We start from the raw sequence: 20,761 nt of genomic DNA on the forward strand, positions 1-20,761 counted from the left end.
CTGATCCGCGGCTGATCCGAGACCGGGCCGCAGGGGCACGTTTCGTCAGTCGACCAGCCCGGAGCGGTAGGCGTAGCGGACGGCTTGGGCGCGATCACGCGCTCCGGTCTTCGCGAAGACGCGGTTGATGTGCGTTTTGACCGTGGCGCGGCTGAGGAAGAGGCGCTCGCTGATCTCGGCGTTCGACAGTCCCTCCGCGATCAGTATGAGGATCTCCGTCTCCCGGGCGGTCAGCCGCTCCGGCGGAGGCGCGGAGGAACCGTCCGCAGTGGCGTTGCCGGCCGAAGGAGGCACCGAACCCGGCTGAGGCCGCCGACCCCCCTGGGACTGCTGGACCGACTGAGTCCGTTGGACCGACTGAGTCTGCTGAGTCGATCGGGGTGCCGCAGCCGCGCTTCCCTGTGCGGAACCGTCCGCGGCCGCCCCTGGCGAAGGCAGCGCGTCCGCGGACGTGACGACCGCGATCAGACGTTCCTGGACCACCGGATCCATCCAGATCCGTCCCTCATACACGGCACGGATCGCCCGTTCGATCTCGTCCGCGCCCGCGTCCTTGGTGAGATACCCCCTCGCTCCCGCCCGCAGCGCCGGAAAGACCGACGAGTCGTCCGCGTAGGTCGTCAACACCAGGACGCCGATTTCCGGCGCTTCTTCGCGGAGCGTCCGGGTCGCGGCGACACCATCCGTACCCGGCATCGCGAGGTCCATCAGCACGACGTCGGGCCGGTGCTCGTGGGCCAAGGCCACCGCCTCCGCGCCGTCGGCCGCGCCGCCCACGACCTCCATGCCCGTGTTCAGGCCGACGAGCAGCATCAGACCCTCGCGGGTCACCCGCTGGTCGTCGGCGACCAGCACCCTGATGGGTGCCACGGAACCGTTCACGCCGGTATCTCCATCTCCACGGTCCACCCTTCCCCGGCGGGGCCCGCGTGGGTGCTGCCGCCGACCCGTTCGATGCGCTCGCGCATGCCCCGCAAGCCGTTCCCGCCGCCCGTCCACGCCTCGGCGGGGGGCACGGGAACGCCGTCACCGTCGTTCCGCGTGCCCTCGGCCCGGCCCCGGTCCGAGACGGTCAGCGTGATGGCCTGCGGCGTATAACGCAGCACGACGGCGGTAGGCGAACCGGGGGCGTACCGAGCTGCGTTGGTCAGCGCTTCCTGCGCACCCCGGTAGAGCGCGAGGTTCGCCTCCGGCGTCAGCGTCCGGGGCTGTCCGGACACCGTCAGCGTGATGGGCAGCGCGAGGTCGCGGCGGCACCGGCTGACGAGGGCGGTGAGCTGGTCGGCCACGGGCGCGTCGTCTCCGCGCAGGGCGGCGACGGCTTGCCGGGCGTCGGAGAGGCCCTCGCGGGTCAGTTCGCCGCTGCGAACGATCAGTTGGTGCAAGGCGGGGGCGACCGCGTCCCGCTCGGCGAGTTTGCGGGCCCCCTCCAACTGCACGGCGAGCGCGGACAGGGACTGGGCGAGGACATCGTGCAGCTCCCGTGCGATGCGGGTGCGCTCGGCGACGGCGGCGGCGCGCGCCTCGGCCTCGCGGGAATCCTCCAGCTCCGCGAGCAGCAGTTCCGCCTGGTCGTGCCGCAGCCGGGCCTGACGGGCGAACATGCAGACGGCTCCGAGCACCGCGCACAGCAGAGCACCGGCCATTCCCTGCCGCAACGCGTCACCGGGGGAGCTGACGTGCGCGGCGACGATGCTGATCGCCAAGGTCAGCGGCACCGTCGGCAGCACGGCGAGCCCGGGGCGCAGGCGCGAAAAAAGCAACGCCACGGCGGTGGAGACGGGAACGACCATCAATGAGCTCGGCTGGAGGAATGCCAGGACGCATCCACCGGACCCCAGCAGCAGCGCGAGCGAGACGGTGAACGCCTCGGGTTTCCTACCGCGCACCAGCGCCGCGACGACCAGGGACAGCACGCACGCCGCCAACGCCAGGCTGATGACGAGGTGTTCGCCGGTGGTGCCGGGACGCGGCCGGGCCTGGACGGCGGAGACCACGGTGAAAACCGCGATCACCCAGAGCGCCAAGTGCATACGGGTGCCCTGGCGCACGGCACGCTCGGCAGCGCGCGACCGCGCCTCCGCGACTCTCGGACTGTCCCCCGCACGACCGCCGGGCGGCGTCGAACCCATGTCGCACAGCATAGGGGCGGCCGAGCCCGCGGAGTGCGGGCTCAGCCTCTGACCTGTGACGTTCACATCGCCACCGAGCGCTTCGCGGTCGCGGAGGAAGCCAGCCGGTAGCCGCGGTACCGGATTACCACCAGCCGGGCCACCGCCTCGGACAGCGCCATCAGGACGAAGGCCGCCACCCAGGCCTGGGCCGAGGAGATCTCGTGCGTCCGGCTGAAGTCGGCGATGGCGTCGCCCGCGCCGTGCTCGTCGGCGAAGACGAAGCCCATCCGGAACGCCATGCCGAACACCCAGAACGCCGCGGCAGCGAGACCCGCCTTCGCGTACACGCCGTCGGCGGCCCGCCAGAGCCGCGTCGTGATCCCGCACAGCACCCCCAGCACGACCCCGGCGCCGGCCAGCGCCAGTTCCAGCACGAGGTCGTTCCCGGCCGTCGGAACTTCGCGCAGGTAGTACAGGGCGGTGGCGCCGACCAGCACGACCGGCAGCACCAGATTGCCCAGGCTCAGGCGACTGCCACGGGCCTGGCGCACGACGAGCAGGACGAGGACGGCGTTGACGATGTAATCGGTGGTGTTCACGTCCTCAAGACTGCTGCGCCGGGCCCGCCCGAACGTCGGCCCGCGGGTTGACCGACGGGTTGATCCAGGCCGCGAGCCGTCTCAACCCACGGGTTGACGCGGCCCCCGGGAAGCCGCGAAGACGCCGGGTTCCGTCCGAGCGGGAAGCAAGCGCGACCGTATGTGGAGATCACCGACTGCTCTCGAAAGACCGCGGCGAAAGAGCCGGTGCCGGGAGCGGGGCGAAGGGCTCACTCCTGACGTGACGCGCATCACGCCGCGCGCGCAGGATGGGCACCCGGACCCCGGGACGCACTTTTGATCAATCGCTGAAGAGCACCGCGGCCGACGGCTCACCGGGGAAGGATTCCGAGATCCCCCGGTTTTCTCCCGACTACCCCCACAAACGAGTCAAGGCCCTGATCTTCAGAGAAGATCAGGGCCTTGACCTGGTGCAACCAAGTCGGGGTGGCGGGATTTGAACCCACGACCTCTTCGTCCCGAACGAAGTCAGGGCACAGCGCAGGCCTGGCCATCCTGCTGTTCGGGCAGGCCAGGGGCTTTGGGATGACTAGGTCTCGGTGGGCCTTCAGAAGGTGCTGGGAGAAGATCTTCTCCCAGCTTTCTCCCAAGCGGTTGGTGCTACGGGACGGGTCGGGACCACCCCCGTGTGCGCGGGGACCACGTGGCGATGCCGGAGTGGGCCCGCCTGGAGGGGGGACCACCCCCGCGTGCGCGGGGACCACATTTTCAGCGGGAAGAGCGGTACCAGCGACACGGGACCACCCCCGCGTGCGCGGGGACCACGACCTGAAGAAGGTGGAGGGCGAGCTTCGCCCGGGACCACCCCCGCGTGCGCGGGGACCACTCGTGGCATAGATAGAGTGCGCGTTACCCGCTGGGACCACCCCCGCGTGCGCGGGGACCACAGGCCGCCGCCTGCAGGTTTAGCGATGGAGACCCCGGTTTTTACTCACTAGTTGAGATTCCGGCGAAGCGGTCATGGCGGCCATTTTCGAGGAGGGTGGTTGAGCCGGCAGGGCTCGGTCGTGCCCGCAGCCGGTCAATAGGGCCCTTCATGGGTGTCACTCTCCTCTGCGGGTGGGGGGCAGAAGCAGATCTCTCTCCGGGTGGTTGTCGCCGGTGACGCGGCCCCGGACGCCGAGGTCTTTGCGGGCTGCTTCGTGGAAGGCGTTGATGGCCTTGAAGGTGGCGCGGTGGAGTGCGCGCCACTCTTCGAGGGTGCCGGTGGTTTCGCCTGTGGCCTGCCAGTCGATTTTGAGGGCGATGGCGTTGAGGTCGTGGGCTGCTTCGACGACGTCGTCGCCACCCAGGAGCATGACGTGTTCGAAGGCGCGGCCGCGGAGGCGGCCGGCTTCGGACATCTCCGCTCTGAGCTCCTGCTCTGGTCGGTCGCTGGGGCGTATCCCCTCGCGGTGGTGGTACAGGTGGACCGCGAGGAAGATGCAGGAGCGCATCTGGTCGATGTAGTTCGCGTAGGCGTCCAGCTTCCTGGCGTCCCAGCGGGTTTGGAGAGTCTGGCGGTGCCGCTGCTTCTCCATCCTGTGGTTGGCCAGGTGGGTGGTTGCCGCGCCCAGGAGCACGGCAGCGATCGTCACAAGCTGTTCGCTGAACTCCACCGTGCTGGCCCCCTGGCAAGTCGTCCGGACGACTTTGAGGATCGCAGGTACGCGGCGGTGGGCTGGGTCTTGGGTGACAAACGGCTGGAACACAGAGGGGGGTTGGCGGACGCGAGGTGGCCGGAGCCCGGCCGGGTGACTGTGACAGTGTGACCGGTGTGACACCCCCCGCTGTTTCAGCTGCTTACGGCCTCATAGAGGCAGCACGTCCGCGTCGACGGGTGACAGCACGACGTCTGTCTGGGCAGTGATCGGTTTTCGGATTCGGACAGGGGCGGTCGGTCGGCGGAGCATCACCGGGTAGTCCTCCGGCATGTACGAGTTCACGAGGCTGTACGGGCGCAGGCCGTGGTGGAGGAACGGGGCCAGGACGTCGTCGGCTGTTCGTCCGCCGGCCGCCAGGCGGTCCGGGCTGATCTCGACGACGATCTCGCATTCCGGGCGTTGGTGGTGCAGGAGTTCGGCGAGGCTGTCCAGCACCGTGCCCTCGGCTCCCTCCACGTCCACCTTGATAATGCGGGCCCGTGCGAGCTCTGCGGTCGAAACGGCGTCTGCCAGGGGAAGGCCGGGGACGGTCAGCCGGCTCTCGTGGTGCTCCGGTTTGACCATGGTCGTGGCGCCGAGATTGCCCGCGTGGGGGACGTAGAGGATTACGTCGCCTTGGGAAGCGGTGATGGCGGCACGGACGGGACGGACGTTCTCGCAGTGGTTCAGGGCGGCGTTCGCCTGCAGTTCGGCGTGGAGCGCCGGCGCCGGCTCTATGGCCACCACGACGCCGTCCGGGCCGACGAGCCGTGAGGCCATGGTGGTGTAGTAGCCGACGTTCGCCCCGATATCGAGGAAGCCGTCACCCGGCTTCAGCCGTGAGGCGATGAAGGCGGAGATCACCGGCTCCCAGCACCCGGACGTGTAGAGCGACCTCATGATGAGGTCTTCCGTCGTGCGGATTCGGATGCGACACCCGTATTGGGTGGTGACCGTCTTGGCCGTGGCCGGGTTTTTTCGGAGCCCGACGTCGAGCCATTCCCGCAGGAGCGCTCGCTTCAGCGTGGTGCCCGGGCCGTACCGCACGTAGCAGCGAGCTGCTGTCAGAAAAGGTCGCCACGGCGGCGGAATCAGATGCGTCTCGGACGGTGGACGGCGCTTTCCTGAGGAAGGGGCCATGTGCGCGACCGTACGGTGCCAAGCCGCTCAGAGACAGGGGCCGGTCGGTGCAAGAAGCAAGGGACCGGCGTGCCAGGCCGGCTTCCGTGTCGCGACACCGTGCATGCGGCCGCACAAGCCGAGCGGGCCGACTCCGTGGGGAGTCGGCCCGCCCGTCATGATCCGTCCCTACCTGCCTGTGGGGCTCAGGGTGAAGGTCTCGGACGCCAGCACCGTGAAGGTGCTGTCACCTGTCGACTCGGCGTGCCGCACGAACCAGGAGTGGGCGCGCCTGGCGCTCGGGGTGCTCCCCGGCTGCTTCTCGCCGCAGTCCTCGCACGTTCCCCGGAAACGGTCGGGACCTGCGGCGTGAGCCGTCACCTCCCAGTGCTCCTCGTCCGCAGGAGCGAGCGACGGTCTTCCCTCCTGTTCCTCGTGCGCTCGGGCGGTCAGGCGTACTCCCCGGCTGACAGCCACCCGGAGGACGTCGCGCAACGCCATCGCCAAGGGGCTGACGATGTAGTGCATCTCCTCCGGTCCACCGTCGGGGCGGTTCGTCATCTCCTCCACGTGGTTCAGCAGGGCGTCCGCCAAGGCGAGTTGCTCCTCCTCGACCATGTCCGCCATGCGGCCGAGGAAGCTGCCGTGGCCGCCTCCTACCAGGTAGAGCGGCTTGTTCTCGAAGCCGGCCCAGGGCAGCAGCCGGAGTCCGGCCCCGGCGCCGTGGTCCCTCGGTGAGTCGGCCCTAATCGGCATCGACATCGCTGGTTCCGTCATCGGTCGCCTCCTCATCCGGCACGGGTGCGAGCGTGGTGAACATGGCTTCGGACCGTTCGCCGCGGAGGACCAGGTGCGCGGCCTCCACCACCCGGCCCGTGGCGTCGGTGGAGACGCGTTCGATGGACAGGACCGGCGTCCTGATGGTGACCTGCAAGAGTTTCGCTTCTTCCGCCGTCGCGAGCCGGGCTGTCAGGCGTTGCGTGCTGCCTTCCACGTGCACGCCGGCTTTGACGAGCAGCCGCCGGACGTCCTCCCCCCACGGGGAGCGGACCATGTGGATTTCCCGCAGGTCCCTGTGCGCCACAGACTGGGGTACGTAGACGTGGGCCACGCTGTGCGGGATTTCCCCCTCCCGATTGAGGTATCGGTATTTGGCCACCGAGGAGCCCGGCGGGACACCCAAGAGGGCTGACAGCTCCATGTTGGCCTTGATGTTGGTGGCGCTGAGAGTCGTGCGGATCGCGTTTTGGGCGGCGGACTGTGCCTGCCTCGTGTCTCCGCCAAGGGAGTACCGGACGGGCACTTTCGGGCGGGTCACGTACGTGCCGCTGCCGTGCCGCTTCTTCACGAGGCCCTCCGCCTGGAGCACCTCCAACGCGTCCCGGAGGGTGGGCCTGCCGACGTCGAAGGCCGCGGCGAGGGCGTCCTCCGAGGGAAGGCGTTCACCGAGCCTGTACGTGCCGGAGTTGATGCGAGAGCGCAGCTCGTCGACGACCTGCTGGTACCGAAGAGGCAATGTCACCACGTCCTCAAGGCGCGCATCGCGAACAAGCGGGTCCCCCGGCGGAAGACGAACGCTTCGCCGGAGCCGAAATAGACGCGCCTGCCGCCACCGGGCACGTCGACGAGGTTCCGCACCTTGAACTGCTTGCGGCCGATCTCTATGAGGTCACCGCGCCGTACCGTCGTCGCGGTGACTTCCAGGAGCGTGTACACGGTGTTCACGTGGTGCCCCCTTCGGTCCCGCGCGCCTTGCCGGGGAGGACGGGCACGCAGGCGAAGGAGCGGTGCGGCCAGGCGGCCGGCTGATGGTTCGGCGGCGTCATCGGCATGCCTCCGGCGCGTTGTCGCACCGGGCCGCCAGCAACGTGGCCCGGTAGCGCTTCGACCAGGGCTGGGCACCGCCGAGCGTGACCGGCAGCATGGGACGGGCGAGGACGATCTCCCGCGTGCAGGGCCGCGCGCGGGCGGTCGCACCCTGAGGCGGTTTCCGCGGCGGGAGGCCCGCCGGAGCGTTTCCCTGTTCCTCGGCCGGACTGGCCAGGCGGTGGCCCGGAGTTCCGGCGGAGCCGGACGGCGGTAACAGCCGTTGCCGCGCCCGCGCGAAGGCGGCGCGAAGTCGTTCGAGCACCTGTCAGCTCCTTACGGCTGATCGCGGTGGGGGCCCCGGGCGGACTTCGCCGCCGGACGGGGGTTCTTGAGGACGGCGGCCCAGGCGACGAGGCCGCGCCGGCTGCTGGCGAGGCCGAACCAGTCGGCCGTTCCGAGCAGCGTCAGGAGTTCCTGCCAGGACTGGCGTGAGCGCGTCGCCGAGTCCGGGATCTTCATCTCGATGCGCGTGTGGTTGCCGCGGTCCTTCTTGCGGGGCGCGAGGCCGGCGGCGGCGAAGCGGCGTGCGAGCGCTTCGGCACGAGCTTCGGGTGAGGGCACAAGGCGGTCCTCCGTCACAGCGAAGTTACACGGCGTGATGCTAGTTAACTAGATTAGAGCTAGTGGACTAGATTTCCAACATGCGTGAGCAGCCGCCTTACCTCCGCATCGCCGACGTGCTTCGGCAGCGCATCGCGGATCAGGAGTGGACCCCCGGGGCGCGTCTTCCGTCCCGAGCCCAGATTGCCCAGGAATGCGGTGTCGGCGAGAACGTCGTCCGCCGGGCGCAGGAACTCTTGATCTCGCAGGGCGTCCTGGAGGGGCGCGCAGGCTCGGGCACGTACGTGGCGAAGCCGCGGGAGCGGGCCCGCCTACTGCGCTCGGCGTGGCGCGACGGACAACCTGGTGACGGCTTCGGGCTCGGCCCACGGGCCACCTGGGAAAGCCAGAGCGAGGCGAAGGTGCCGGTGCCCGCCCACATCGCGGCCCGCTTGGGCATCGACGTCGCCGAGTTGTGCGTGCGCACCGCCTACGAGTTCATGATCGATGGCCGGCCCGCTCAGCTCATAACCAGTTGGGAGCCCTACAGCCTCACCGGGGGCACGATCGTCGTGCTGCCCGAGGGCGGGCCGCTGGCGGGCAAGGGCGTGCCCGCCCGCATGGCCGAGATCGGGATCACCGTCAGCCACGCCGAGGAAGCGGTGGAGGCGGGGCAGGCCACCGCCGAGGAGGCGAACCTCCTCGGCGTGCAGCGCGGGTCCCTCGTCACCCGCGTCCGGCGGACGTACTACGGCGACGACGGACGGCCGGTGGAGACCGCCGACATCGTCGTCCCCGTGTCGTTCGGCGAGATCGTGTACGAGGTGCCGGTCAGCCGGTGACCGGGTAGCGCCAGTTCGAGTACGACAGGGCCCGGGCGCGGGCCTCGATGACGGCCATGCGGGCGTCGCGCTCGCCGGCGTCGGTGTGGGTCGCCTGGCTCGTCGCCTGTCCAGGCCACTTGCGGTAGAGCAGGCCGACTTCGCGTGTGAAGTAGCCGCGGGCCACGCTGTTGAGGGCGAGCAGGAGTCCGGTGTCCTCGGACGCCGGCAGGGCCATCCAGCCGCCGAGAGCGAGCAGCAGATCATGGCGGATGAACAGGGTCGCCGGGTGCACCTGGGCCCGGTAGTTGTGCGCCTGCCAGTGCTCCAGCACCTCGCCGCGCTCGATCGGCCCCTCGTCCGGGTCCTGGTCGAAGCCGAACGTCGAGCCGTCGGGGAGCAGGTCCAGTACGCGGGACGTCGTCCACCCGAGGGTGGGGTCGCCTTCGAGGACGGCCAGGTCGCGGGCGAGGGCGCCCGGCGTCAACTGGTCGTCGGCATCGAGCACCTTCACGTACTTGCCGTCCGCGTGCGCCAGGGCCATCATCCGGGCGACGCCCGGACCGCCCGGCCGGCCCTGCTTGAAGGTGACGCGGGGGTCGTCCGGTATGTGCGGGGCCACCGCGTCGCTCGTGCCGTCCTCCTGGATCACCCAGTGCCACTCCCAGTCGTCCGGGAGCTCCTGCGCGCAGAGCGACTTGTAGGCGTCCGCCAGGTAGGGAGCGGCGGGTGCGTGGATGGCCGTAATGATGACGAGCCGGCGCACGGCGGTCACCACCTTTCCAGGGGAGTGGTGAAGAGCATTTCCGTGCGGTCGCCGGGCAGGACGACGTCGGAGATCTCAACGGGGCGGTCGTCGACGTCGATCGACGTCTTCCGGAGGACCAGGACGGCGGTCCCGGGCGGGAGGTCGAGTTCCTCCGCCTCCTCCGCGGTCGGGGGGCGTGCCGTGACGCGTTCCTCCATGCGCCCGAGCTCGATGCCCACCGTGAACAGCTGGTTCTGGGTGCCGCCCGGCCAGGGCTCGTTCGCCGCGTCCAGCAAGGCCGGGTTCGCCGCCACCATGTCGCGGACGAGGTAGGAGGTCACGAGGGTGAAGGGAGCGCTCTCGGCCCGGTAGCGGGTGCGGTACGTGCGCTCCAGGAGGGTCGTCCCCTCGGAGACGCCGAACGCCTCCGCGAGCTCCTTGTCGGCCGAAATCTCGCGGTACGCCGCGTGGAACTCCAGGTCGGGGAGCTCCAGGCCGGTGTCGTGCTCGGTGGCTCCGGTCTCCGCGCGCTTCTCCTCCGGCTCGCGGACCCGGTCCTTCTCCCACTGGTGGCGGAGGTTCGAGCGCTGCACCAACGTGCGCGGGCGCCGGACGAAGTTGCCCCGGCCGTGCTCCTTGTCGATCAGCCCCTCGGCCTGGAGGAGGCGGAGAGCGTCCCGGACGGTCGGCACGCTCCGGCGGTAGCGCTCGGCGAGTTTCGCCTCCGAGGGCAGCCGGTCGCCGGGGGCGAGTTCACCTGCGCGGATGGACTGGCGGAGGTCGTCCGCGATGCGCTCGTACGCCTTGGCCATTGGTGCTCACCCATCCCGTCGTGCGATGGCCCTCAGCATACGAGTCATCAAGAGGTCTTGACGAGTCGGTGGGCGTCCGCCATAGTCAACGCAACTCATAAAGAGGAGTTCTCCTCAAGACCTCCTGATGAGTTGCTCCGCCTTGGTGACGACTGCTTCGCGGCTCGCGCATCAGGGCGACGAGTGATCCCCTTCGGCGCCGTCACCAGCGGCGGCGGTGCCGGAGGGGCGCGTCTCCCCGGTGTTCCTGCCGGCGAGCCGCGGTGGAACCGCACCGGTGCGGCACGTACCGCCTCCGGTTTCCGGCCTCTGATCCCATGGGGGGACCCAGATGAAGCGCGCGATCAAGCTCTCGATCGGTGACGTCGTCCGTGACCGCGACAGCAAGACGCTCGGCACGGTGTCCGGCATCGCCGCCCAGCCGACCGGCAACCTCGTGGCCCTGCAGGTCACCGGCGGCGTCCGGCTCGTCGAGCCGAAGGACGTCGAAATGGTGGCCCGCCGGTCCGAGCCGATGACGACCAGGCGGGCCGTGGGGGCCGTGACCGCCTTCGTCCTCGCCCTGCTCGTCGCGTACCTCGGCGGCAACACCGTCCACGGGCTCGGCGCGGACTGGCTCGTCGTCGGCCTGACGAGCCTCGGCGGCTACATGGCCGTGTCGTACCTCTACGGGTTCCTGCTCCGCCTCGTGCGGCCCCGGCGGTTCCGCGTCTGACAGCCCGACTTGGGCCGGCGCGGTGATCGACGGGTCAACGGAGGCTCACCGCCCGGCTCTCCATCCCACCGACGGCGCAGGAGAGACGATGCGTTCGTACATAGAAGACCAGCAGGTCAACGAGGTTTTACGGGTACAGGGCCGGGCGTTCTCCGGGAGCCGGCCGTCCCCGGCGGGCTTCAGGGAGCTTTTCCACGGCGTCCCGGGCGAGACCGCCGAGGAGCGGGCGGCCCGCCTGGCGGTGGCCGAGTCCGTCCTCACGGAGCTTCTGGAGCTGGGTGAGACGGACGAGGTCGCGGCGGAGGACGCCTTGTACGCCGCCCACCTCAACAGCACCGCTCTGTGGCGGGTGAAGATCGACGCGTGGCCGAACTGGGCCAAGAGGGCGGCGTGATGATCGCGTCCCTGCCCTCCTGGGCTCCCGCCGCCGGCTCCGCGGCCGCCGTCCCGGCCGTCTGGCTGATGTGGCGGGGGCTGCGCGGTCGGCGCGCCGGCCGGAAGCGCGGTTCGGCCGCCGTGGTCGTGGCCGCGCTGGCCGCCGCCGGCTGCACGGCCTACAGCGCCGATACCAGTTGGCGGTTCGCCGCCGATTACCTCGACATGGGGAGCGCGGCCGAGCGGGCGGCGATGTTCGCGGCCGCGGAGCTCGCCCTCTTCGCCACCGCGCTCATGGCCCGGCAGAATCTGAACGGGCCCACGGGAGCGCCCGGCGCCCCCGGAGTGCTCGTCTGGGTGATCACCGGCGTGCAGGTCATCCCGGCGTACGCCGAATCCGGGACGGTCGGCGGGACCGTACGGGCCTTCGTCGGTCCGGTCATGGCCGCGATGCTCTGGCACCTGGCGATGGGTATCGAGCTCCGCCACCGCCGGCCGGAAGCGAAGTCCCACGGTCTTGTCGCGGTGCTGGGCAAGGAACTGCGGGAACGGCTCCTCTCGCACCTCGGCGTCGCCGAGCGGAACCGCGACGCGGCGCAGATCACCCGCGACCGGGCCACCGCGCGGGCGGTCGCTCTCGCCGCCCGCCTGGCCGACACGGCACCGGAAAGGCGCACGACGCGGCGCGGCCGGCGGCTCAACCGGCGGCTCGCGGTGGCGGTGGCGCGGGCGTCCGTGGGCGTCGACGCCGGGCAGCGGCGCCGGCTCCTCGAACAGCTCGCCGCCCGACGTCACGCGGCGGGGCTGGCCACCGTCGAACTCCCCTCGCCGTGGGCCGACTCCGCGCCGGACCCCGCCGCGTCGGCCTTGGCCGCCCAGGTGCGCGACCAGATGCGCCAGGCGACGGAAGCGATCCGCCGGCAGGGGTACCCGCATCTGCCCCACATCACGGAGGTCTCTGCTGATCAGGGGGTGAACGGCTCGGACCGTTCACCTGAACGCCCCGAGGAGTCCGACGTCCCCGAGCGGACCACGAAGTTGAGCACCGCCGACGCTCAAGCGGTCATCGAGAGCGGTTGGGCCGCCGGGCTCAGCGTCCGCGAGACGGCCAAGCGGGCCACCCGTGCGCCCAGCTACGTACACGGCGTCTTCGTGAAGCTCGACACCGAGCGCGGGCGGCGGCCGGGGGCCGGACAGCTCGCCCTGGTGAACGGCCAAGGGGAAGCCCTGCCCGACGCGGCTGATTCCTGATTCCCCTCCTGCACCCGGAAATCCCGGTCCGGCCATGCCCTTTGACGGGCTGCGCCGGGCCCCATAAGGAAGGACTGGCAGTGCAACACGAGAAGGACGACGGCCGAGATCAGCGCACCGGTGACGAAGGAACGGTGCACCACCTCAACGACGTCCGCGCCGCCCGCTCCCAGGCGGTCACGCAGGACCCCGACACCACGGTCATGGTCGACGGTCCGGCCCCGGCGGCACCCGGCTTCATGGCACGGATCACCGGCGCCAAGCGCCGCCCGATCGTCCCGTCGTGGATGCGCGACCGGGCGGAGCTGAAGACCGCCGCGACCTGGGCCGCCGGCCACTACGGCCACGTCGCCGCGTACCACCTCTGGCGTTCCCCGGTGTACGCCGCGCGCCTCACCCTGCAGGCGCCACGCGGCGCCGCCCGCTTCGTCGGCGGGGCGATGCGATGGGTGTCCGACGCCGAAGGGGAGCCGGTCCGGCTCGCCGCGGTGCGGCGGGAGGACGTCGGCGAGTACCTCAAGCTCTGCCGACAGCGGGACGGCCGGGTGCGCCTGCGGACGCTCGTCGCCGTCCTGGCCTCGCTCGTCGGCCTGGGGGCCGCGCTGGCCTTGTACGTGCTGGCCCCCGGTTGGCTCCAGGCCGTCTCCCTCGGCGCCCTGGCGCTGGCGCTCGGCCACTTCGGCACCCCGGCGGACGCCCCGATGATCACCCGCGCCGTGGAGACGCCGAAGACGCAGAAGCTCACCAGTGACATCGTGCTGCGGGCCCTCGGCGCTCTGGGCATCTCGGCCATCGGCCAGGCGCAGAGCAAGGGACAGGACGGCTTCGTCTTCACGGCCCCCATCACAAGGGACGGCCCCGGCTGGCGGGCCGAGGGCGACTTGCCGTACGGCGTGACCGTCACGGACGTGATCGACCGCCGCGACCGGCTCGCGTCGGGCCTGCGCCGCCCGCTCGGCTGCGTCTGGCCGGAGGCCGTGCCCGAGGAGCACACCGGCCGGCTCGTGCTGTGGGTCGGCGATCAGGACATGTCGAAGGCGAAGAAGCCGGCGTGGCCGCTGCTGGAGAGCGGCGCCGTGGACCTGTTCAAGCCTGCTCCGTACGGCACGGACCAGCGCGGCCGTTGGGTCGACGTCACCCTCATGTACATCTCGGGGATCATTGGCGCCATCCCGCGCATGGGCAAGACGTTCCTCCTCCGGCTGCTCCTGCTCATCGCTGCCCTGGACCCGCGCGCTGCACTGCACGCCTTCGACCTCAAGGGAACCGGCGACCTCGGCCCGCTGGAGCGCGTCGCCCACAGCTACCGCGCCGGCGACGAGGACGAGGACATCGAATACGCCCTGGCAGTGCTCCGCGGCATCCGGGAGGAACTGCGCCGCCGGGCGAAGGTGATCCGCAATCTACCGCGGGACCTCTGCCCCGAGTCCAAGGTCACCAGCGAGCTCGCCGACAACAAGTCCCTGGGCCTGCACCCGATCGTGATCGGCGCGGACGAGTGCCAGGTGTGGTTCGAGCACCCCAAGCACGGCAAGGAGTTCGAGGAGATCTGCACGGACCTCGTGAAGCGGGGGCCCGCCCTCGGCATCACCCTCCTCCTCGCCACCCAGCGGCCTGACGCGCGGTCCCTGCCCACCGGCATCTCCGCGAACGCCTCCAACCGGTGGTGCCTCAAGGTCATGGGGCAGATGGAGAACGACATGGTGCTGGGCACCTCCGCGTACAAGCGGGGCGTCCGGGCGACGATGTTCGCGTGGGGTGACAAGGGCATCCACTACTTCGTCGGCGAAGGCGCCGACGCCCGGATCGTCGGCGCGGCGAACATCGACGCCCCGACGGCCGACGCGGTGGTGGCCCGCGCGTACGCGCTGCGGGAGGCGGCGGGCACCCTCACCGGCCACGCCCTCGGCGCGGACCCCGTCGCCGAAGCCGTCGCCGCCTTCGACCTCCTCCGCGACATCCTCGCCGTCGTCCCCGCGAACGAGCCGAAGATCTGGAACGAGACGGTCGTCGGCCGCCTGGAGGAACTGCGGCCCGACGTCTACGCCGGCTGGGCCGCCGAGCAACTGACCGCCGCGCTCAAGCCCTTCGGGATCGAGACCGTGCAGATCGGCCGGCGCCTCAACGGCAAGGTCGTCAACCGGCGCGGCATCGTCCGGGCCACCATCGCCGAAGCCGTCGCCGACCGTGACGGAAGGCAGGAAGCGGGATGACCGCCGGGGCCGCGGGCGCTAGCAGCGCACCCCGCTAACGTTAGCGGCCCCGCTAGCACCCGAAACCTGCTGTGACCTGGCCGCTAGCGGTTAGCGGCCCTCCCCGAACACGTCCGTGAACCGGCCCGGGAGGCCCCTGATGAGCTCCGCCCTCTCCGCTTTCCCCGTCCTGCTCCTCATCACGCTGTGCTATGCCGCGCTCTGCGCCGTCAGCCCCCTCGGCACCTGCCGGAAGTGCCACGGCTTCGGCTTCCAGGTCCGGAAGAACCGCCGCGGCCGGATCAGTCGCGGTCGTGACTGCCGCCGCTGCCGCGGCCACGGCAAGCGCGTCCGCGTCGGACGCCACCTCTACAACCTCGTCTCGCGGGTCCACCGCGACGGCACCCGCTGACTCCGAAGGAGCTCACCGTGTTCGTGTCGATCTCCGCCCTCGCGCTGTTCGGCGTGCTCCTGGCCCTGCTCCTCCGCTTCAAGGCCCTGGGCATCGGCGCCGCCGTGGTGGCCGTCCTCTTCGGCTTTTACCTCTCCCGGACCGGCGCGGCCGGCTCCATCGACCAGATCATGACCGCCCTGAGCGGCGCGGTCCGCGACTTCGGCAAGTGACCGACCAACCGACAAGGAGACAACCATGTGCGAGTGCCGGACCACCGTCCCCCGCATCTCCCTGATGGCCGCCGCGGAACTCCGCGACGTCCTCAGCGCACTCGAACGCGGTAAGGGACCGGTCGCCATCGCCGCCCTGATGGCCATCGACCCCGAGTCCTGGCAGGCGATCGAGCGGCGCCTCGCCGCGGTCGGCGGCGACCTCCGCGCACTGTTGGACGCTGCCGGTGAGGGCGACACCAGCCGGTACGCCCTCCGCTGACGGCCCCCCGTGCGGCCTCGGCTCCCCTTTGCCGGAGGTGAGGCCGTGCGGAGGACCGGACAGCCCGGCCCGAACGAGCAGGGAGGACCCTTCGTGACCAAGCCTGCTGTTGCCTGGTTCCAGAGCCTGACCGAGAGCGTCTTCGCCCTCGGCGCGGCGGCTAGGGAACTGCGCATGGCCAACGACGCGGCCCGCGTCGCCGCCTGGAGCGTCGACCCGCACCGCTTGCTTCCCGTCAACGGTGAGCTGAACGCCCCCGAGGTGCCCTTCTTCCGCCCGCACGACGCCGCGGTGTGCGAGCTGGTCGACGTCTACCGGCAGTTGGAGAACCGCACGAAGCGGCTGTACGAGAACACCGCCCTCGCCTACGCCCATGGTGCGGGTGCGGCGGCGCTGGACGTACTCCGGGGCGAACGCCCGCACCGCGCCGAACTGCGGCGGGAAGAAGGCCGGTACGTGCTGCCGGCCACGGGGCTGCCCGACCCGACCGGCCTCCTGGGCGGGTGGTACGGCGGCCTCCGACTCGTCGAACTGCGCCGCGTGCTCCTGCAGCGCCAGGACGAGGCCGACGCGGCTCGGGCGGAGCCGCGCTGCGGGGCGGACGAGTTCGCGGTGGGGCTCGCCGACGCCGCGTACGCCTTCGGTGAGCAGGCCGAGAGCGCCCTGCACTTCGCCCTCATGACCACGAGCAGGAACGACGAGGAGACCTGGTGACCACGGAAGCGCCCGCCCCCGACCCCGCCACCGCGTACGCGGACGCCCCCAGCATCATCACCGAGACCGGCTGGGTGGCGAGGCAGCGGGGCTCGCAGCCGGACCGTGAGTTCTGGCTCCGCAAGGCCGCCGTGTTCGACCGCATCGCGCTCAAGGAGGCGGCGAGCTACGCCCCGGAGGTGGCGGCGCCGGCGATCGAGGCCGCCGCCGACGCGGCGCTCCAGCTGGTGCGCTACGACGCCACGCACGAGGGGCTGAGCCCGAGGGGCTTCGAACTGGTCACCGCGGACGACCACCGCGAGTACGTCCGCCGCGCCTACCTGGCCTGGAGCCGTTCGTAGGTCTGCGAATCCCGGGGCAGCGGTCGACGGGTCAAGGACGCCCGCTGCCCCGGCCTCCCATCCCAACCACGACACAGGAGGTGTCACCAGCATGCCTCAGAACAGCTCTCGTCCGCTGCTGGACGCCGCTCTTGCGGCGGCCGAGCGCGGCTGGAGGGTCTTCCCGATCCGACGCGGTGGCAAGTGCCCGGCGGTGCGAGCGTGGGAGCGGCGGGCGACGACCGATGTCACGCACATTTCCCGCTGCTGGACCGCGTCCCCCTTCAACATCGGCATCGCCACCGGCCCGTCGAAGCTGGTCGTTATCGACCTGGACGTGCCCAAGCACGGCCAGGACCTTCCGCCCGCCGGAACGCCGCCGAGGGTGACCACCGGCGCGGACGCGCTGTCCCACCTCGCGTCGGAGCACGGGCAGCCGTTCCCCGCTGACACCCACACCGTCCGGACGGCCGGCGGCGGAATCCACCTCTACTTCGCCGCGCCGCAGGGCGTCGAGCTGCGCAACACCGCGGGAGCGCTCGGGTGGAAGATCGACACCCGGGCGGCGGGCGGCTGCGTCGTCGGCGCCGGCAGCACCGTCAACGGCAAGCCGTACACTCGCGTCGTCGACATCGACCCGGCCCCGCTGCCGCACTGGCTGTTCGACCTCCTCCGACCGGCGACCCTGCCCCCGCAGAAGCCGGTGACCGTGACGCTCGGCTCCGACCGCCGCAGCGGCTACCTCAAGGCGGCCGTGAACGGCGAGCTGGCCAAGGTCGCCAACTCCCCGGCGCACGGCCACAACAACGCCCTCTACCTCGCGGCTGTCGCCCTCGGGCAGCTCGTCGCCGGCGGAGAACTGAGCGCCGCCGAGGTGACCGAGTGGCTGGTGGTGGCCGCGCTCCGCGTCGGCCAGGGCGACCGCGAGGCCCGACGCACGATCGCCTCGGGCCTGAAGGCCGGCGCCCGCCGCCCGCGGACCGTGGCGAGGAGGGCGGCATGACCGAGCCCCTGCCGCACCTCTACTCCACCCACGCGGAGCCGCAGCCCCTCCAGCCCGCCCAGCAGCGCATCCGCACCGCTTGGACGGCGGACGAGCTGATGGCGGCGGAGTTCCCCGAGCCGCGCTGGGCGGTGCCCGGGATCATCTCCGAGGGCGTGAACCTCCTCGCAGGCCCGCCGAAGGTCGGCAAGTCCTGGCTGTCCCTGGGCCTTGCCCTCTCGGTCGCCGCTGGCGGCCAGGCGATGGACACCGTCCCGGTGGAGGGCGGCCCGGTGCTCTACCTCGCGCTGGAGGACACCCCGCGCCGCCTCCAGACCCGTATGCGGAAGATCCTCGGCGGCGAGCCGGCGCCGGCCGCGCTGACGCTGGCCACCTCCTGCCCGCCCCTCCCGCAGGGCGGCAACGAGGCCATCGCCCAGTGGGTGGAGCGCAACCCGGACGCCCGGATGGTGATCGTGGACGTCTTCGCGAAGATGCGCGGCCCGTCCGCCCCGGGCACCTCCGCCTACGACGCCGACTACGCCGCGGTCGGTCACGCCAAGCGGATCGCGGACCACTACGGCATCGCCATGGTCCTGGTCCACCACGTCCGCAAGGCCGGCTCCGACGACTTCCTCGCCGAGGTCTCCGGCACCAACGGCCTGGCCGGCGCCGCCGACGCCACCCTCGTCCTCAAGCGCTCCCGCGGCCAGGCCGACGGCGTCCTCCACGTCACCGGCCGCGACGTCGACGAGGCCGAGTACGCCCTCCGCTTCCACGCCGAAGCCGGCGCCTGGCAACTCCTCGAAGGCCCGGCCACCACCCACACCATCGGCGACACCCGCGCCACCGTCCTGCGCTACGTCCGCGACCACCCCGGCGCCAAACCCAAGCAGATCGCCGAGGGCACCGGCCTCGACCCCGCCCTCGTCCGGCAGACCTGCTCCCGGATGGCCAACGACGTCCAGCTGACCAGGGAGGCCGGGGGTTACGTCGTTCCCGGCGAGAACGGGGGGCTGGCATGACGAGTCACAGCCGTCACAGTGTCACTGCTGTCCCGCTGCCTCACCTCTACCGGCCCTCGGAGGTCGCAGAGGCTCTGGGGTGCTCGGAATGGTGGGTGAAGGAGCAGGCCCGGAGACGCCGTGTTCCCTTCACGCGGGCGGGTGGCTCCTATCGCTTCACGGCGGAGCAGTACACGGAAATTCTGAGGGTCCTCGAGGAGCGGCCCCTCGTAGCCCAGGGGCCGGTTCTCGGGGGAGCGACCCGGGCCTCCCGGGCGCAGAGTGAGCCGACGCTCCCTACCGTTCGGCTCCGTGCCAGGCCTCCGCGTCGGGGGCGCGGTGAGCGGGCGTCGGCTCCCTCGTCGGCGGAGGCGGGTGGCAGTGGGGTTCGCTGAAAAGCGCAGGACGTACTGGCGCGGTCGTTTCAAGATCGCACCCGGCAAGTACGGGACCGTGTCGGATGCTGCCGGAAACACGATCAAGTACGAGACCAGGCGGGACGCGGAGAAGGCCGCGAATCTCGAAGAGGCGAAGGTACAAGGGGGCTTCTGGCGAGATCCGGCGGCGGGGCGGATCACATTCGCCGAGTACGTCAGCTGCTGGTATGCCGAGCAGGATCTCGCTGCTTCGACCATGCAGAACTACCGGCACCACATCGAGGAGCACCTGCTCCCCACCTTCGAGGAGAAGGCGCTCGCCGATATCCAGCGGTCGCACGTCAGTGCTTGGGAGAAGGCTGAGCGCGCTCTCTACGCGGCGTCGAGCGTGAAGACCTGGCGCGCTACCTTGCACCTCATTCTTGAGGACGCGGTGGAGGAGAAACTCATCAACTCCAACCCGGCGGCGAGGAGGAGGGGCCGCGGAAAGCGCGCCGGCCGAGGACGGGACCGTGGTCCGGAGAAGGTCGTGACGGATCCGCTGGGTGCCCTGCTGGTGGCCGAACGGGCTGCGCTGCTCTCGGGCAGGGACGACGAGTTCGTCGCCACCGTCCTCAAGTCGTATACGGGGAAGCGGTGGGGCGAGATCGTCGGCCTTGAGCCGGAGTTCGTGCGTCCGGAGTCGATCCGAATCGAATGGCAGCTGTACGAGCTCGACACGGGGGAGCTGGTGCGGTGCCCGCCGAAGGACGACAGCTACCGGGACATCGATGTCCCGAGGTGGCTTTCGGGCCTGGTGCTGGATCACATAGCGGCTACCGATGCCCAGCCTTGCCAGTGCCACAACAGGGTGTACGTCTTCCGAGGGCAGGGGCTGGCCCGTAACGGTGTCTCCGGGGCGAGGCTGGTGGACGTCGCCAGGCGGGCGGGCGTGTCCACGGGCACGGTGTCCAACGTGCTGAACCGTCCGGACCGGGTCACCGAGCCGACGCGGCTCCGGGTGGAGCAGGCGATCGCCGATCTCGGGTTCGTTCGCGGCGGCGTACCGGAAGGGCACGCGGCTCACTGGCGGCGGAACGGGTTCGCAACGTGGTTGTTCCGCCCGGCCGCGGAGGGGTGGTACCCGAAGAAGGCGCCGCAGGAGGCACGACCGGTGCCTCTGCTCTCGGAACCCTGGCCGGGGGTGCCGGCGCGAGGCCGAGGAGCCGCGGCTCGTGCGGAAGCGTGCTGGGTACCGATCGCCAAGGGCCTCACTCCGCATGGTCTCCGGCACGCGCACCGGACGTGGATGGAGGACAAGGGGCTCCTGAACACGGAGAAGGCGTTGGCCGACGAGCGGATGGGCCACATCGACGGTTCGGTCTCGGCCCGCTACACCCACGTCACGCCCGAGATGCGGCGGCGACTGTGCGAGGGACTCACGCGGCTGTGGCACGCATCACTCGACGCGCGGCGGGCCATGAACCCCCGCTCTCCCGTGGGGGTTCTTGATCGGCTGCTCCGGTCCCGGCGGTAAGGGAGGACGTCGAAGGCGAGAACCAAGATCTTCTCCCGGATTTCTCCCGGACGATCTCCAAAACGAGTCAAGGCCCTGATCTTCACTGAAGATCAGGGCCTTGACCTGGTGCAACCAAGTCGGGGTGGCGGGATTTGAACCCACGACCTCTTCGTCCCGAACGA

25 protein-coding genes and 1 CRISPR repeat array are annotated in these 20,761 nt (G+C 70.8%); of the genes, 13 read left to right on the forward strand and 12 right to left on the reverse strand.

Features of this window, described 5'->3' with window-relative positions; all coding sequences use genetic code 11:
- Positions 1–45 precede the first annotated feature (45 nt).
- The 10 genes from ACSNOK_RS06740 to ACSNOK_RS06785 all read right to left on the reverse strand — a co-directional run bounded on the left by ACSNOK_RS06740 (position 46) and on the right by ACSNOK_RS06785 (position 7,905).
- On the reverse strand, positions 46–882 hold the full coding sequence (locus ACSNOK_RS06740) for a response regulator (protein ID WP_436779651.1): 837 nt from the start codon (positions 880–882) through the stop codon (positions 46–48).
- Entirely contained in the window at positions 879–2,132 is a 1,254-nt protein-coding gene (locus ACSNOK_RS06745) for a sensor histidine kinase (protein WP_436779652.1), read from the reverse strand. Before ACSNOK_RS06745 ends, ACSNOK_RS06740 begins: the two co-directional genes overlap by 4 nt.
- Before the next feature lie 62 nt (positions 2,133–2,194).
- On the reverse strand, positions 2,195–2,713 hold the full coding sequence (locus tag ACSNOK_RS06750) for a hypothetical protein (protein ID WP_436779653.1): 519 nt from the start codon (positions 2,711–2,713) through the stop codon (positions 2,195–2,197).
- A 635-nt stretch (positions 2,714–3,348) separates the two neighbouring features.
- Positions 3,349–3,621: direct repeats of the CRISPR family, unit length 29 nt; unit sequence GGGACCACCCCCGCGTGCGCGGGGACCAC.
- Between the two features lie 156 nt (positions 3,622–3,777).
- Entirely contained in the window at positions 3,778–4,332 is a 555-nt protein-coding gene (locus tag ACSNOK_RS06755; protein WP_436779654.1) for a hypothetical protein, read from the reverse strand.
- A gap of 192 nt (positions 4,333–4,524) precedes the next feature.
- Positions 4,525–5,256 (reverse strand): FkbM family methyltransferase, encoded by a 732-nt coding sequence (locus tag ACSNOK_RS06760; RefSeq protein WP_436779655.1) that lies wholly within the window; start codon positions 5,254–5,256, stop codon positions 4,525–4,527.
- A 408-nt stretch (positions 5,257–5,664) separates the two neighbouring features.
- Positions 5,665–6,252, reverse strand: a complete 588-nt coding sequence (locus tag ACSNOK_RS06765; RefSeq protein WP_436779656.1) for a hypothetical protein — start codon at positions 6,250–6,252, stop codon at positions 5,665–5,667.
- Complete coding sequence (locus ACSNOK_RS06770; RefSeq protein ID WP_436779657.1) at positions 6,221–6,997, reverse strand: GntR family transcriptional regulator; 777 nt, start codon at positions 6,995–6,997, stop codon at positions 6,221–6,223. Before ACSNOK_RS06770 ends, ACSNOK_RS06765 begins: the two co-directional genes overlap by 32 nt.
- Positions 6,994–7,200 carry a hypothetical protein gene (locus ACSNOK_RS06775; RefSeq protein WP_436779658.1) on the reverse strand — a complete coding sequence of 69 codons (207 nt, stop codon included), beginning with the start codon at positions 7,198–7,200 and terminating at the stop codon, positions 6,994–6,996. The genes ACSNOK_RS06770 and ACSNOK_RS06775 overlap by 4 nt, the downstream gene beginning before the upstream one ends.
- A 97-nt stretch (positions 7,201–7,297) precedes the next feature.
- The gene (locus ACSNOK_RS06780; RefSeq protein WP_436779659.1) at positions 7,298–7,606 is read right to left on the reverse strand and encodes a hypothetical protein; all 309 of its coding nucleotides are present in this window, start codon (positions 7,604–7,606) and stop codon (positions 7,298–7,300) included.
- Positions 7,607–7,617: 11 nt separating this feature from the next.
- A complete protein-coding gene (locus ACSNOK_RS06785; RefSeq protein WP_436779660.1) occupies positions 7,618–7,905 on the reverse strand; it encodes a hypothetical protein in 288 nt (95 codons plus the stop codon).
- Between the two features lie 80 nt (positions 7,906–7,985).
- Here ACSNOK_RS06785 and ACSNOK_RS06790 point away from each other — a divergent pair, with 80 nt between their 5' ends.
- Complete coding sequence (locus tag ACSNOK_RS06790; protein WP_436779661.1) at positions 7,986–8,726, forward strand: GntR family transcriptional regulator; 741 nt, start codon at positions 7,986–7,988, stop codon at positions 8,724–8,726.
- Here the strand turns inward: ACSNOK_RS06790 and ACSNOK_RS06795 are convergent.
- Positions 8,716–9,480 carry a glycosyltransferase family 2 protein gene (locus tag ACSNOK_RS06795; RefSeq protein WP_436779662.1) on the reverse strand — a complete coding sequence of 255 codons (765 nt, stop codon included), beginning with the start codon at positions 9,478–9,480 and terminating at the stop codon, positions 8,716–8,718. The two genes, ACSNOK_RS06790 and ACSNOK_RS06795, sit on opposite strands and share 11 nt — an antisense overlap.
- On the reverse strand, positions 9,477–10,265 hold the full coding sequence (locus ACSNOK_RS06800) for a GntR family transcriptional regulator (RefSeq protein ID WP_436779663.1): 789 nt from the start codon (positions 10,263–10,265) through the stop codon (positions 9,477–9,479). Before ACSNOK_RS06800 ends, ACSNOK_RS06795 begins: the two co-directional genes overlap by 4 nt.
- Before the next feature lie 331 nt (positions 10,266–10,596).
- Here ACSNOK_RS06800 and ACSNOK_RS06805 point away from each other — a divergent pair, with 331 nt between their 5' ends.
- The 12 genes from ACSNOK_RS06805 (at position 10,597) to ACSNOK_RS06860 (ending at position 20,597) form a co-directional block, all read left to right on the forward strand.
- Positions 10,597–10,980: a hypothetical protein gene (locus ACSNOK_RS06805; RefSeq protein WP_436779664.1), complete on the forward strand. Its 384-nt coding sequence runs from the start codon at positions 10,597–10,599 to the stop codon at positions 10,978–10,980.
- Between the two features lie 88 nt (positions 10,981–11,068).
- Positions 11,069–11,374, forward strand: coding sequence for a hypothetical protein (locus ACSNOK_RS06810; RefSeq protein ID WP_436779665.1), 306 nt, complete (start codon positions 11,069–11,071; stop codon positions 11,372–11,374).
- 68 nt (positions 11,375–11,442) lie between these two features.
- Entirely contained in the window at positions 11,443–12,606 is a 1,164-nt protein-coding gene (locus ACSNOK_RS06815; protein WP_436779675.1) for a hypothetical protein, read from the forward strand.
- A gap of 80 nt (positions 12,607–12,686) precedes the next feature.
- On the forward strand, positions 12,687–14,819 hold the full coding sequence (locus ACSNOK_RS06820) for a cell division protein FtsK (RefSeq protein WP_436779666.1): 2,133 nt from the start codon (positions 12,687–12,689) through the stop codon (positions 14,817–14,819).
- A 139-nt stretch (positions 14,820–14,958) separates the two neighbouring features.
- Complete coding sequence (locus ACSNOK_RS06825) at positions 14,959–15,210, forward strand: hypothetical protein (RefSeq protein ID WP_436779667.1); 252 nt, start codon at positions 14,959–14,961, stop codon at positions 15,208–15,210.
- Between the two features lie 17 nt (positions 15,211–15,227).
- Positions 15,228–15,422, forward strand: a complete 195-nt coding sequence (locus tag ACSNOK_RS06830; protein WP_185944337.1) for a hypothetical protein — start codon at positions 15,228–15,230, stop codon at positions 15,420–15,422.
- 25 nt (positions 15,423–15,447) lie between these two features.
- On the forward strand, positions 15,448–15,684 hold the full coding sequence (locus ACSNOK_RS06835) for a hypothetical protein (protein ID WP_436779668.1): 237 nt from the start codon (positions 15,448–15,450) through the stop codon (positions 15,682–15,684).
- Positions 15,685–15,777: 93 nt separating this feature from the next.
- Complete coding sequence (locus ACSNOK_RS06840; RefSeq protein ID WP_436779669.1) at positions 15,778–16,398, forward strand: hypothetical protein; 621 nt, start codon at positions 15,778–15,780, stop codon at positions 16,396–16,398.
- Positions 16,395–16,739 (forward strand): hypothetical protein, encoded by a 345-nt coding sequence (locus ACSNOK_RS06845; protein ID WP_436779670.1) that lies wholly within the window; start codon positions 16,395–16,397, stop codon positions 16,737–16,739. The genes ACSNOK_RS06840 and ACSNOK_RS06845 overlap by 4 nt, the downstream gene beginning before the upstream one ends.
- 91 nt (positions 16,740–16,830) lie before the next feature.
- On the forward strand, positions 16,831–17,721 hold the full coding sequence (locus ACSNOK_RS06850) for a bifunctional DNA primase/polymerase (protein ID WP_436779671.1): 891 nt from the start codon (positions 16,831–16,833) through the stop codon (positions 17,719–17,721).
- The gene (locus tag ACSNOK_RS06855; RefSeq protein WP_436779672.1) at positions 17,718–18,725 is read left to right on the forward strand and encodes an AAA family ATPase; all 1,008 of its coding nucleotides are present in this window, start codon (positions 17,718–17,720) and stop codon (positions 18,723–18,725) included. The genes ACSNOK_RS06850 and ACSNOK_RS06855 overlap by 4 nt, the downstream gene beginning before the upstream one ends.
- A 360-nt stretch (positions 18,726–19,085) precedes the next feature.
- Positions 19,086–20,597, forward strand: a complete 1,512-nt coding sequence (locus tag ACSNOK_RS06860; RefSeq protein WP_436779676.1) for a LacI family DNA-binding transcriptional regulator — start codon at positions 19,086–19,088, stop codon at positions 20,595–20,597.
- Positions 20,598–20,761: the final 164 nt, after the last annotated feature.

The sequence above is a fragment of the Streptomyces sp. URMC 126 genome, assembly GCF_051386555.1.
GTDB lineage: Bacteria > Actinomycetota > Actinomycetes > Streptomycetales > Streptomycetaceae > Streptomyces.